Annotated in this window: 10 protein-coding genes; 9 read left to right on the forward strand and 1 reads right to left on the reverse strand. The window is 68.4% G+C overall.

The genetic code is table 11. The features are described 5' to 3' along the window. Window positions 1-35 precede the first annotated feature (35 nt). The 9 genes from J2X37_RS09180 to J2X37_RS09220 all read left to right on the forward strand — a co-directional run bounded on the left by J2X37_RS09180 (window position 36) and on the right by J2X37_RS09220 (window position 11,989). On the forward strand, window positions 36-1,595 hold the full coding sequence (locus J2X37_RS09180) for a tryptophan 7-halogenase (protein ID WP_310020274.1): 1,560 nt from the start codon (window positions 36-38) through the stop codon (window positions 1,593-1,595). Continuing rightward, window positions 1,592-2,302 carry a SapC family protein gene (locus tag J2X37_RS09185; RefSeq protein WP_310020277.1) on the forward strand — a complete coding sequence of 237 codons (711 nt, stop codon included), beginning with the start codon at window positions 1,592-1,594 and terminating at the stop codon, window positions 2,300-2,302. Before J2X37_RS09180 ends, J2X37_RS09185 begins: the two co-directional genes overlap by 4 nt. Further along, on the forward strand, window positions 2,295-3,314 hold the full coding sequence (locus J2X37_RS09190; RefSeq protein WP_310020279.1) for a cupin-like domain-containing protein: 1,020 nt from the start codon (window positions 2,295-2,297) through the stop codon (window positions 3,312-3,314). The genes J2X37_RS09185 and J2X37_RS09190 overlap by 8 nt, the downstream gene beginning before the upstream one ends. Next, complete coding sequence (locus J2X37_RS09195; protein WP_310020281.1) at window positions 3,311-4,828, forward strand: tryptophan 7-halogenase; 1,518 nt, start codon at window positions 3,311-3,313, stop codon at window positions 4,826-4,828. Before J2X37_RS09190 ends, J2X37_RS09195 begins: the two co-directional genes overlap by 4 nt. Then, window positions 4,828-5,748, forward strand: coding sequence for a glycoside hydrolase family 16 protein (locus tag J2X37_RS09200; protein WP_310020283.1), 921 nt, complete (start codon window positions 4,828-4,830; stop codon window positions 5,746-5,748). The genes J2X37_RS09195 and J2X37_RS09200 overlap by 1 nt, the downstream gene beginning before the upstream one ends. A gap of 15 nt (window positions 5,749-5,763) precedes the next feature. Further along, window positions 5,764-6,816 (forward strand): LacI family DNA-binding transcriptional regulator, encoded by a 1,053-nt coding sequence (locus J2X37_RS09205; RefSeq protein WP_310020285.1) that lies wholly within the window; start codon window positions 5,764-5,766, stop codon window positions 6,814-6,816. Between the two features lie 25 nt (window positions 6,817-6,841). Continuing rightward, a complete protein-coding gene (locus tag J2X37_RS09210) occupies window positions 6,842-8,044 on the forward strand; it encodes an MFS transporter (protein WP_310020288.1) in 1,203 nt (400 codons plus the stop codon). A gap of 128 nt (window positions 8,045-8,172) precedes the next feature. Then, on the forward strand, window positions 8,173-10,629 hold the full coding sequence (locus J2X37_RS09215; protein ID WP_310020290.1) for a glycoside hydrolase family 3 N-terminal domain-containing protein: 2,457 nt from the start codon (window positions 8,173-8,175) through the stop codon (window positions 10,627-10,629). 67 nt (window positions 10,630-10,696) lie between these two features. Further along, a complete protein-coding gene (locus J2X37_RS09220) occupies window positions 10,697-11,989 on the forward strand; it encodes a sugar MFS transporter (protein WP_310020292.1) in 1,293 nt (430 codons plus the stop codon). A gap of 50 nt (window positions 11,990-12,039) precedes the next feature. Here J2X37_RS09220 and J2X37_RS09225 read toward each other — a convergent pair whose 3' ends face one another. After that, window positions 12,040-12,657, reverse strand: coding sequence for a TetR/AcrR family transcriptional regulator (locus J2X37_RS09225; RefSeq protein WP_310020294.1), 618 nt, complete (start codon window positions 12,655-12,657; stop codon window positions 12,040-12,042). Window positions 12,658-12,662 lie beyond the last annotated feature (5 nt).

Consider the following 12,662-nt stretch of genomic DNA (forward strand, 5'->3'; position numbering starts at 1 on the left):
GGCGACCTTTGCGTTTACGATGGCATGAAAGGATGATGGCGGGAGAGATGGACGGGCAGCGGGCAGCAATCGGTTCGGTCGACCGCGTCGTCGTCGCGGGCGGGGGCACCGCCGGCTGGCTGGCTGCCTGCGTCATCGCCGCCGGGACGGCGCGCAACGTGGCCCGGCCCGTATCGGTCACGCTGGTCGAGGCACCCGACATTCCGACCATCGGCGTGGGCGAGGGGACCTGGCCCACCATCCGCGACACGCTGGCTTCCATCGGTATCGCCGAAGACGAATTCCTCGTTTCGTGCGACGCCTCGTTCAAGCAGGGTTCGCGCTTCGACGGATGGCGCGACGGCGGGGCGGGGGACCGCTACTATCATCCCTTCACCGGCGATCCGGGCCGCGACTACCGCGCTCCGGTGGCCGACTGGGCTGCGGGCCGCGGCACCTTTGCCGAGGCGGTGTCGGCGCAGGCCGCGGTGTGCGAGCGCAATCTCGCCCCGCGCCAGGCGCAGATGCCGGGCTATGCCGGGGCGCTCAACTACGCCTACCACCTCGACGCGGGCAAGCTGGTCGACCTGTTGCGCCGCCACGCCACGCAGCGGCTGGGCGTGACGCACATCGCCGCGCGGATCGACGGCGTCGAGCGTAACGGCGACGGCGACATTGCCGCGCTGGTGCTCAACGGCGAACGCCGGGTCGAGGGCGACCTGTTCATCGATTGCACCGGCATGCGCGGGTTGCTGATCGCGGGCGCGATGGGGGCGGGCTGGGTGGACCGCCGCGACGTCCTGTTCAACGACCGCGCGCTCGCCGCGCAAGTGCCGACCTTGCCCGAAAGCCCGATCTGCTCGGTCACCGTCGGCACCGCGCACGAGGCGGGCTGGCTCTGGGACATCGCGCTGCCGACGCGCCGCGGCGTCGGCTGCGTCTATGCCTCGCGCTTCTGTTCCGACGATGCGGCGCTGGCGACGCTGCGCGATTACGTCGCGGCGAACGTGCCGGGCGCCGAGGTTCCCGAACCGCGCCTCCTCACGTTCGCCAGCGGTCACCGCGACAGGTTCTGGATCGGCAACTGCCTGGCCATCGGCCTGTCCGCCGGTTTCGTCGAACCGCTCGAGGCATCGGCGATCGTGCTCATCGAACTGACGGCAAAGATGCTGGTGCAGGATTTTCCCGACCATCGCGGCGAGATGGACGTCCTCGCCCGCCGCCTCAACGCGAGCCTGCGCTATCGCTGGGACCGGATCGTCGAGTTCCTGAAGCTGCACTACGCGCTGTCCGAGCGTTCGGGCGAATACTGGCAGGCGCACCGCGAAAGCGTGCCCGCGGACCTTGCCGACCGGATCGCGCTCTGGCGCGGCCATGTCCCCGGCCCGGCGGACCTGCCGATGCACGACGAGATCTTCGCGGCGCTGAGCTGGCAATGCGTGCTTTACGGCATGGGCGTGCCCGCACCCGCGTTGACGGGCGTGACGGCCGATCGCACCGGCGCGGTGGCCCAGCGCGCGCGGCAGTTGCTGGCTGCGCTGCCGACCAATCGCGCCTATCTTGATCGCCTGCGCGCCGATGCGGCCCGCGCCCACAACACGGAAGTTCCTGCATGACCCAGCACGCCGTTCTCGACCACCAGGCCCACCGCGACCTTCGCGTCCGCGTCGAACCGGGCGAGGCGCTGGGCGATGCCGTGATGTCCTGCGTCACGGTGCCGATCGAGTTCCGCCAGGTGCAGGCGCATTTCCCGATCCTGTTCCACCGCAACGCCGAAAGCGGGGCGTTTCACGCCGTGGCGCTGTTCGGGTTCGAGGCAGGGGAGAACCTCTTCCTCGAGAGCGGCCGCTGGGATGCTCTCTATCGCCCGCTCGCACTCTCGATCCAGCCCTTCCTGATCGGCCGCAGCGCCGACGGCGAGGGGCCGGCGCAGGTCCATATCGACATGGCCCATCCGCGCACCGGCGACGAGACGGGCGTCCGTCTTTTCGACGATGACGGCGCGATGAGCCCCTACCTCGAAGACGTGGCAGATCGGCTCGGCAAGCTCGACGCGGGCTACCGGGCGAGCGAGGCGTTCTTCGCCGCGATGCGCCGACTCGACCTGCTCGAACCCTTTACCCTGGAAGTCGAGCTGAACGACGGGGCGAAGCGCAGCCTTGTCGGCTTCCATATCCTCAACGAGGACAAGGTCCGCGCGCTCGATGGCGAGACGCTGGGCAATCTCCACGTCGAGGGGCACCTGATGCCGATGTTCATGGCGCTCGCCTCGCTTTCGCATTTGACCGACCTCGTCGCGCGCAAGAACCGCCGCCATGGCTGAAGTGCTGTCCGCCCTGCCGCGGGTCGAGGAGCGCGAGGTGGCCGACGCCGCCGCGCTCGACGCCCTGCTTCGCGGGGCGGACCGGCCCTTCGTGCTGCGCGGTCTTGTCGCCGACTGGCCGCTGGTCCGCGCCGGGCTGCAATCGGCGGACGCGGCCCGCGCCTACCTGCTCGACCGTGCCGTCCCGGCACCGTTCACCGTGTCTGTCGCCGCGCCCGATAGCGGCGGGCGGATGTATTACGACGACGCGATGGAGATGAACTTCCGCACGTCGAAGGGATCGCTGCCGACGATCTTCGCCAAGATGGCCGAGGGCGAGGGGCAGGCCGATGCCCCCGCGATCTACCTCGCTTCGATCGACGTCCACGATTTCTTTCGCGGCCTGCACGAGGCGAACCACGTCGATCTTTCGGGCCGCGACGCGCTCGCCTCGATCTGGATCGGGACGAGGACGCGCATCGCCGCGCACAACGATTTTCCCGACAACCTCGCCTGCTGCGCCGCCGGTCGGCGCCGTTTCACGCTGTTTCCGCCCGACCAGTTCCGCAACCTCTACCTCGGCCCGATCGACAACACCCCGGCGGGCCGCGCCATCTCGATGGTCGATTTCGCCGATCCCGACTTTGCCGCGCACCCGCGCTTCCGCGAGGCGCTGGACCATGCGCTGGTCGCGGAGCTGGACCCGGGCGACGCGCTCTTCATCCCGTCGATGTGGTGGCACCATGTCGAGGGGCTGGCCGACTTCAACATCCTCCTCAACTACTGGTGGCGCGACACACCGCGTTATCTGGGCCAGCCGCAGGACGCGCTCAACCACGCGATTCTCGCCATCCGCGACCTTCCCGCGAAGGACCGGGCCATCTGGCGCGACCTGTTCGACCACTACGTCTTTAACGCCGACGACAGCGTCACCGCCCACATTCCCCCGAAGGCCCGCTCCGTGCTCGACCGGCTGACCCCCGAAAGCGCCGGCCGCCTGCGTGCCTTCCTGTTGAGGACCCTCAGCCGATGAACAGCCAACCGACAGCCGGCGCTCCGAAGCAGCCGATCCGCATCGTCGTCGCCGGTGGCGGCACCGCCGGGTGGATGGCGGCGGCCGCCCTGTCGCGCACGCTGGGCCGTACCGCGCATGTCACGCTGGTCGAAAGCGATCTCATCGGCACCGTCGGCGTGGGCGAAAGCACGATTCCGCCGCTCGCCAACTATTTGCGCCTGCTGAACATCGCCGAGGCCGATTTCATGCGCGCCACCCACGCGACGTTCAAGCTGGGCATCCAGTTCGACAACTGGCGCGTGCCGGGGGAGGGCTATTTCCATTCCTTCGGCGCGGTGGGCAAGGACCACTGGGCGGCGGGCTTTCAGCATTTCTGGATGGAGGGGCGGGAGCGTGGCCACGCCCAGCCCTACGACGACTACTGCCTTGAACTGATCGCCGCGCGGGAAAGCAAATTCGCGCACCTGCCCGATGGCCGCGTCAACTACGCCTTCCAGCTCGACGCCACGGCTTTCGCCCGTTTCCTGCGCAGCCTGGCCGAGGGCGAGGGCACGCAGCGGATCGAGGGGCGCATCGCCGAAGTCGAATTGGCCGCCGACGGCGACATCGCGGGCCTCGTGCTCGATGGCGGACGGCGGATTGAGGGCGACCTGTTCGTCGACTGCACCGGCTTTCGCGCGCTGCTGATCGGGCAGGCGATGCACATCGGCTACGACGACTGGACCCATTGGCTGCCGTGCGACAGCGCGATCGCGGTGCAGACCAGCAGCGTGCGCCCGCCGGTGCCCTATACCCGTGCCATGGCGCACGACGCGGGCTGGCAATGGCGCATCCCGCTGCAACACCGGGTCGGCAATGGCATCGTCTATTGCAGCCGATACCTCGACCACGACGCGGCAGAAGAACGCCTGCTCGGCAATATCGAGGGCGAAACGACGACCAAGACCAACCGCCTGCGCTTCGTCACCGGCGCGCGGCGCAAGCAATGGCACCGCAATTGCGTCGCGGTCGGGCTGTCTTCGGGCTTCATGGAGCCGCTGGAATCGACCTCGATCCACCTCATCCAGCGGGCCGTGCTGCGGATCATCCGGATGCTGCCGGCGGGCCGCGTGGCGCAGGCCGACATCGACGAGTTCAACGCGCAGCAGCTTCAGGACATGGAGCAGATCCGCGACTTCCTGATCCTGCACTACAAGGCGACCGACCGGCGGGATTCGCCGTTCTGGCGGCACTGCGCGGGCATGGAGATCCCCGACACCCTGGCGCACAAGATCGACCTGTTCCGCCAGACCGGGCGCGTCTTCCGCAACAACGAGGAGCTGTTCGCGGAAAATTCGTGGATACAGGTGATGATGGGGCAGGGCATCATGCCCGAAACCCACCACCCGGTCGCCGGCAAGCTGTCCGACCGGGAGCTCGACCACCTGCTGTCGGGCCTGCGCGCCAATGTCGCCCGGACGGTGGCCGAAATGCCGGCCCATGCCGACTACGTCGCGCGCTACTGCGGCGCGCGGGAGGCGGAGGCCGCCTGATGCGTGCGTTGGTCGCAGTCCTTCTGCTCTCGCTGTCCGCCTGCGCCACCGTTCCGGTAGGGCCGCCGCGGCTGGTCTGGTCCGACGAGTTCGACGGGCCGGCCATCGATCCTGAAAAATGGAGCTTCGACGTCGACTGCTGGGGCGGCGGCAACGACGAACGGCAATGCTACACCGATCGCACGAAGAACGCCCGGATCGAGGATGGCGTGCTGGTGATCGAGGCGCACCGCGAGGCGTTCACCGGCCCTGCGGTTCACGCGACGATGATCACGCCGGAAAATGCCGGGACGACGCAGACGAAGCCCTTCACCTCGGCCAAGCTGCTGACTCGCGGCAAGGCGGCGTGGACCTACGGGCGCATCTCGGTGCGTGCCGAACTGCCGCAGGGGCAGGGCACCTGGCCCGCGATCTGGATGCTGCCCGAAGACTGGTCGCGCGGAAAATGGCCGCTGCCGGGCGAGATCGACATCATGGAGGCGGTGAACCTCGGCGTGCCCTGCGCGACCTGTCCGGGCGGGCGCGAGAACACCGTGCTCGGCACGCTGCACTTCGGCGATCTGCTGCCCAACAACAAGCACAGGGGCGACGAGACGCCCTATCCGCCGATCCTGTCAGGCTTCCACACATATACGCTGGACTGGACGCCCGAAGAGATGGTGTGGACCGTCGACGGCACCGTCTTCGCCCGTCGCCAGCGCGGCGACTGGTACACCGCGGCGGCACCGAACGATCCCGACGCGCCGTTCGACGCGCCGTTCCACCTCATCCTCAACCTCGCCATCGGCGGCCGCCTTCCCGAAGGCCGCGGCACCGGCGGCGTCGACGAAACGGGGTTTCCCAAGCGGATGCGGGTCGACTGGGTGCGGGTCTGGCAATGCGGACCCGAAGCGGGTAACCGGTCCGCCTGCGCACGCTGAGGGGGAAGCGAAGCCATGGCACGCCGGCGTCAGGCCGTCACGATCAAGCATGTCGCCGCCGATGCGGGGGTTTCCCTGCAGACGGTGAGCCGCGTCATCAACAACGAGCCGAACGTCCGGCCCGAGATGAAGGAACGGGTCCAGGCGTCGATCGACAAGCTGGGCTATGTCCCCTCGATCGCGGCACAGCGGATGAGCGGGTCGCGATCCTACCTCATCCTCGCCATCAATGACCGCGACCGCACCATCGCCGACTGGCAGGAACGGCAAGGCGCCGACTGGGTCGACCAGATGCTGCTGGGCGGCATGCTGCAATGCGCCGAACACGGCTATCGCCTGATCTTCGAACTGGTCGACACCCATTCCGACCATATCGAACGCGAACTGGGCGCCACGATCGCCGCGCTCCAGCCCGACGGCCTGATCCTGACCCCGCCGCACAGCGACAACGCGCAGATCCTTTCCGTGCTGGAGGAACGAGGCATCCCGTTCGCGCGCATCAGTCCCTCGGTCGCGGGGAAGGGCATAGCGCTCAACATGAACGACACCGGCGCGGCGGCCATGGCGACGGAGCACTTGGCAGCGCTGGGCCACCGGCGGATCGGGTTCATTTCCGGACCCGACGAATATTCGGTCAGCGGCTGGCGCACCGATGGCTGGCGCGGCGCGATGGAGGCGCTGGGCCTGCCGACCGACGGCCTCTTCGCAGAGGGCGACTTCAGCTACGCTTCGGGGCGGGAAGCGGCGCTGGCGCTGCTCTCGGGCGAGGACCGGGCGACGGCGATCATCGCCAGCAACGACCAGATGGCGCTCGCCACGCTGGAAGTCGCGCGCGAAAAGGAGCTGGCGATCCCGGACGACCTGTCGCTGATCAGCTTCGACAACACGCCGATCGTCAAGTTCACCCATCCGCAGTTGACCGCAGTGGACCAGCCCATCGCGCAAGTCACCGCCAAGGCGGTCGACCTGATCATCGCCGCCGCCCGCGACGGCGAATGGCCCGCCGAGGTCACCGTCGTCCCCGCGTCCCTGGTCGAACGCGATTCGACCGCGCCGCCCCGCGGATGAGCCGTTGGGCAAGCGGACGGGCAGGATGAACCCGGCGGCAGGCGATGCGCGCCAGCACTTGCGCTTCCTGGTGCTCTACGCGTTCGCCTGGGCAGGTTGCGCGATATCCTACGTCCCGTTCCTCACCGTGCTGCTGCCGATGCGGGTCAGCGACCTTGCGGGCGCGCAGGACGTGCGGGTGCTCGGCTATCTCACTTTCGGCGGGGCCGTTGCGGCCAGCATCGCCAACATCGGCTTCGGCTGGCTGAGCGACCGCACCGGCCATCGCCGCGCTTGGGTGGCGGCGGGGCTGCTCGGTACCGTGGCGATGCTGGCGTCGATGCCGCTCGCCACGCGCGTCACGGAACTGCTTGCGCTGCTGCTGGTCTGGCAGCTCGCGCTCAACATGATGATGGCGCCGCTGTCGGCCTGGGCCGGCGATTGCGTGCCCGACGGGCAAAAGGGGCTGCTCGGCGGCCTGATGGCCGCTGCCCCGGCGGCGGGCGCGGTGACGAGCGCGCTGGTCACGATTCCGGGCCTGGCCGGCCCGGACCAGCGGCTGTGGCTGATCGCCGCCATCGTCCTTGCCTGCGTCAGCCCCCTGCTGATCCTGGGCCGGCCAAAGTCCTTTCCCGAACTGATGCGCGACGATCTGGGCGGCCCGGCAGAGGCGGTCGATGCGGTCAAGCCTGTGAAGCGGATGTGGGCCGCGCGGCTGCTGGTTCAGGTCGCGGAAGCCGCGCTCTTCGCCTACCTCCTCTACTGGTTCCGGTCGATCGACGAGCAGGTTACCGATGCCGAGGTCGCGCAATCGTTCGGCCTGGTCCTGGCGGCGGCGATGCCGGTGGCGCTGCTGGCCGGGCGCTGGGCGGACAGGGCGGGGCGGCCGATCACGCCGCTGGCGGTTGCCGCCGCGACGTCGGCTGGCGGGCTGGTGGCCATGGCGCTGGCCGGGTCGATGACGTCCGCCATGGCGGGATACCTCGTGTTCGGGATGTCGGCCACGGTCTTCCTGTCGCTCCACACCAGCCAGACGCTGCGGGTCCTGCCGCAGGCAAGGCACCGGGGCCGCGACCTCGGGCTGTTCAACCTCACGAATACCGTGCCGTCGCTGTTCGTGCCGTGGCTCACCATCGCGGTGGTGCCCACGTTCGGCTATTCGGCGCTGATGGTCATCCTGGCGACGATGGCGCTGATCGCCTGCGGTCTCCTTCTTTCCACGGCGCGCGCCCTGATGCGAGGCCGCTGAACCTTTGTTGTGATCGTTCACAATTCGTGCCTGCGGGCATTGACTGCCTGTCGCAAGCGTGGCAGGACGTGGTTGATAACGTTCACAACAACGGGATGGGAACTGTCGTGAGGATTGTCACGCCATTCATGATGGCGGCACTCGCCAGTGTCGCGCTGCCTGCCATGGCGCAACCGCTGTCGCTGCCGGTCGTCGCCGCAGAGGCGCGGGCCGATGCCGCCAACTGGCCTGCGGCGCACAGCCCCGCCGCGATCACCGACCTTGCGACAGAAAACCGCATCTCGCTGCTGATCGCGCAGATGACGCTGGAACAGCGCGTCGGCCAGCTGATCCAGGCCGACATCTCGGCGATCAAGCCCGAGGACCTGCGCACCTATCCGCTCGGATCCATCCTCGCGGGCGGCAACAGCGGGCCTTACGGCAACGAACGGGGCAGCGCCGCCGACTGGGCACGCATGGTTGCCGAATATCGCGCCGTGTCGATGGAGCCGCGCGCGAACGGCGTGGCGGTTCCGATCATCTTCGGCGTCGATGCCGTGCATGGCCACAACAACGTGCCGGGCGCCACGCTTTTTCCGCAGAACATCGGCCTCGGCGCCGCGCACGATCCGGACCTCATCCGCCGCATCGGCGAGATCACCGCCATCGAGATCGCGGGCAGCGGGATCGAGTGGACGTTCGCGCCGACGCTCGCGGTTCCGCAGGACCTGCACTGGGGCCGCGCCTACGAAGGCTATTCGTCCGACCCCAAGCTGGTCGCGCAATACGGTCACGAAATGGTGATCGGGCTGCAGGGCGCGCTGAAGCCGGGCGTCGCGATCCCCGCCGACCGCGTTTCGGCGACTGCCAAGCACTTCGTCGCCGACGGCGGCACGTTCGGCGGTGACGATCAGGGCGACGCGCGCATTTCCGAAGCGGACCTGACCCGCATCCACGCCGCCGGCTACGTCACCGCGATCGACGCCGGTGCGCTGACCGTGATGGCCAGCTTCTCGAGCTGGAACGGGGTCAAGAACCACGGCAACCCGACGCTGCTGACCGACGCGCTGAAAGGTGCGCTCGGCTTCCAGGGCTTCGTCGTCGGCGACTGGAACGCGCACGGGCAGGTGCCGGGCTGCACCAACACCGATTGCCCGGCCTCGCTGATGGCGGGCCTCGACATGTACATGGCGCCGGACAGCTGGAAGGGCCTTTACGAAACCACGCTGGCGCAGGCCCGCGCAGGGATCATCCCGCAGGCCCGCATCAACGAGGCGGTGCGCCGGATCCTGCGCGTCAAGATCAAGCTCGGCCTGATGGACAATCCGCCCGTCGTGCGCGGCAACGTCGCCGCCGTCGGCGCGCCCGAACACCTCGCCGTCGCGCGCGAGGCGGTGGCCAAGTCGCTGGTGCTGCTCAAGAACAACGGTTCGGTGCTGCCGATCAAGCCGGGCGCCAGGGTGCTGGTTGCCGGGCCGGGGGCGGATTCGATGGCGATGCAGTCGGGCGGCTGGACGATCAGCTGGCAGGGCACCGACGTTACCAGTGCCGACTTTCCCAACGGCCAGACCATCTGGAACGGCATCGACGCCGCCGTGCGCGATGCAGGCGGCAGCGCCATGTTCTCGGCCGACGGCAGCTTTACCGCGAAGCCCGATGTCGCCATCGTCGTCTTCGGCGAGACGCCCTATGCCGAATACCAGGGCGATATCGCGACGCTGGCCTACCAGCCTTCCGATTCCAGGGACGTCGCCCTGCTCAAGAAGCTGAAGGCCGCCGGCGTGCCGGTCGTCTCGGTGTTCCTCTCGGGCCGGCCGATGTTCGCCAGCGCCGCGATCAACGCCTCCGACGCTTTCGTCGCGGCATGGCTGCCGGGTTCGCAGGGCGCGGGAGTCGCCGACGTTCTTGTCGCCGGTCGCGATGGCAAGGTGAAGCGCGACTTCACCGGGCGCCTTTCCTTCCCCTGGCCGCGTGACGCGCGCGGGCAGGGCAGGCCGCTGTTCGATCTGGGCTATGGCCTGTCCTACGCCCGTCCGGCCACGGTTCCGGTCCTGTCCGAAGATCCCGGCATGGACATGGCCGAGGCGCTCAACGTCGCCAACTTCTTCGGCGCGGGCCGCGCTGCGGCGCCCTGGACCCTGAGTGTCGAGGATGCGGGCGGCAAGCGCACGGTGGAAGGCGCCCCGATCGCCAGCGCCGGCGGTTTCGTGTCCGCCCGTTCGGTCGATGTCCTCGCGCAGGAAGACGCCAAGTCGCTGGTCTGGACCGGTCCGGGCAATGTCGCGATCGAGGGGCCGAGCGCCAACGTCGCCGGACAGGCCGCCGCGAACGAGGCGCTGGTGATGCAGTTGCGCGTCGACGGCGTGGGCGACGGGCCGGTGAAGCTGGCCTTTGCCGACAAGGCGCTCGACCTCGGCCCGTGGCTGCGTGCCGCGCCCAAGGGCCAGGCGACCACGTTGGCGATCCCGCTGTCGTGCTTTGCCGGCGCCGATACCGCGCAAGTGCAGACGCCGCTGCGGATTAGCGCCGATGCCGGGCTTGCTCTCGCGCTGCTTTCGGTCAAAGTCGCCGATGGTTCGGGTGCCTGTCCGCCGGTCGCACAGTAATCCATTCCAGAACAAGCCGATCGCAAGACCATCGAAGGCCGACGATACGGCCACCGGGAGAACGAGCATGGCGCTAGCGCCCGACATTGCCATCAGCACCGATCCTGACACCCGCGCCGATGCGGGCCAGCAGATCGACGCGCCGGGTCTCAACTACTTCGTCTTCGCGCTGTTCTTCATCTTCGGCGGGATCACGTCGCTCAACGACATCATCCTGCCCAAGCTGAAGGAGCTGTTCACGCTGAACTACACGCAGGCGATGCTGGTGCAGTTCTGCTTTTTCACCGCCTACCTCGTGATCGGCATTCCCGGCGCGCAGCTGGTGAAGAGGATCGGCTACATGCGCGGCGCGGTCGTCGGTCTCCTGACGATGATGACCGGCTGCCTGCTGTTCATCCCGGCCAGCCAGACCGCGACGTACGGGCTGTTCCTGCTTGCGCTGTTCATCCTCGCCAGCGGCGTCGTTGTGGTGCAGGTCGTCACCAATCCGCTGATCAGCCTGCTCGGCCCGCAGAAGACGGTGCACAGCCGCCTGACCTTTGCGCAGGCGTTCAACAGCCTCGGCACCACGGTCTTTCCGATCGTCGGGGCAACGCTGATCCTCGGCAGCCTGGCCGGCGTGACCGCGGCCGAACTCTCGGGTCCGGCGCTCGATCAGTACCGCACCGCCGAAAGCGCGGCCATCGTGCGCACCTATATCGGGCTTGCCGTGGCGCTGGCCGTGATTGCCGCGGTCGTCTGGGCGTTCCGCAACCGGCTGAAGGGCGAGAAACACGAGCAGTCCTCGATCGCGGGCGGGTTCCAGTTGCTCAAGCGCACCCGCTTCGGCTTCGGCGCGCTGTGCATTTTCCTGTACGTCGGCGCGGAAGTCGCGATCGGCTCGCTGATCGTCAACTACCTGATGCAGAGCAGCGTGATGGGCCTGGCCGAACAGGACGCCGGCCACATGATCGCCTATTACTGGGGCGGCGCGCTGGTCGGGCGGCTGATCGGCTCGTTCGTGCTGCGGCTCGTCAGCCCGGGCATCATCCTCGCCACCGTGGCGACGGGCGCCATCGTCCTGCTGGCGATCTCGACCAATTCCACCGGTACCGTCGCGGGCTACAGCCTGCTGGCGATCGGCCTGATGAACTCGATCATGTTCCCCACGATCTTCAGCCTCGCCTGCGAAAAGCTGGGTGCAAAGGCGGCGGACGGTTCGGGGATCATCAACATCGCCATCTTCGGCGGCGCGGTCGTGCCGCTGCTGACCGGCGCGCTGGCCGATGTCTCGGGCAGCCTCGCGACGGCGCTGATCCTGCCGGCGATCTGCTACGCGGTGATCGGGGCCTTCGGCATCTACGCCCGCCGCCCCGCCTGAGGGTCCAGGCAAAGAGCGGGCGGCGCCATCGCGTCGCCCGCTCTTTGCGCTCAATCGCGCGCGATGCCCTTGCGCAGCAGGTCGTTGGCGACCTTGGCGATTTCCTCGACCGACAGGTCCTCGGCCATGATTGCGTAGCGCAGGCCGAGAAAGACGTTCATGCCCATGATCGCCCAAGCCTGCGGCTCGCCCAAGTCGTCGCGGAAGTCGCCGCTGGCAGCGCCGCGCTGAAGTCGTTCGACGATGCGGCGCGCCGTAGTTTCGTAGTGTTCGCGATAGCTGGCGGGGTCGACGAACTCGGCCTCGTCGACGATGCGGTAGATTTCCTTGTGCCCGCGCGCGAAGCGGAGGAACCCGGTCAGCGCCGCCGCCTCGATCTCGAACGGGCTCATCCCCGGCTGCACTTCGCGCGCCGAATGGGTGCGGACCATGCCGCTCATGTCCTTGACCAGCGCTCGGAAGATCTCGTCCTTCGAATCGAAGTAGGTGTAGAAACTGCCCAGCGCGGTCCCGGCGCGGCGGGTGATCCCGCTGATCGACGCGTCGTGGAACCCCTTTTCCCCGAACTCCGCCGCGGCGGCATCGAGCAGCTTGCGCAGCGTTCGCCGCCCGCGCTCGGTGCGCGGCTCCTTGTCCCGCGCCGGGTCGTTGGGGCCGATTGTGTCCATCAGGC

The organism is Croceicoccus sp. BE223, from assembly GCF_031457155.1.
Taxonomy (GTDB): domain Bacteria; phylum Pseudomonadota; class Alphaproteobacteria; order Sphingomonadales; family Sphingomonadaceae; genus Croceicoccus.

Coding starts and splice junctions, on each gene's coding strand:
- J2X37_RS09205 (WP_310020285.1), top strand. CDS start 5,764: ATGGCACGCCGGCGTCAGGCCGTCACGATCAAGCATGTCGCCGCCGAT.
- J2X37_RS09225 (WP_310020294.1), bottom strand. CDS start 12,657: ATGGACACAATCGGCCCCAACGACCCGGCGCGGGACAAGGAGCCGCGC.
- J2X37_RS09190 (WP_310020279.1), top strand. CDS start 2,295: ATGGCTGAAGTGCTGTCCGCCCTGCCGCGGGTCGAGGAGCGCGAGGTG.
- J2X37_RS09200 (WP_310020283.1), top strand. CDS start 4,828: ATGCGTGCGTTGGTCGCAGTCCTTCTGCTCTCGCTGTCCGCCTGCGCC.
- J2X37_RS09195 (WP_310020281.1), top strand. CDS start 3,311: ATGAACAGCCAACCGACAGCCGGCGCTCCGAAGCAGCCGATCCGCATC.
- J2X37_RS09215 (WP_310020290.1), top strand. CDS start 8,173: ATGATGGCGGCACTCGCCAGTGTCGCGCTGCCTGCCATGGCGCAACCG.
- J2X37_RS09185 (WP_310020277.1), top strand. CDS start 1,592: ATGACCCAGCACGCCGTTCTCGACCACCAGGCCCACCGCGACCTTCGC.
- J2X37_RS09210 (WP_310020288.1), top strand. CDS start 6,842: ATGAACCCGGCGGCAGGCGATGCGCGCCAGCACTTGCGCTTCCTGGTG.
- J2X37_RS09220 (WP_310020292.1), top strand. CDS start 10,697: ATGGCGCTAGCGCCCGACATTGCCATCAGCACCGATCCTGACACCCGC.
- J2X37_RS09180 (WP_310020274.1), top strand. CDS start 36: ATGGCGGGAGAGATGGACGGGCAGCGGGCAGCAATCGGTTCGGTCGAC.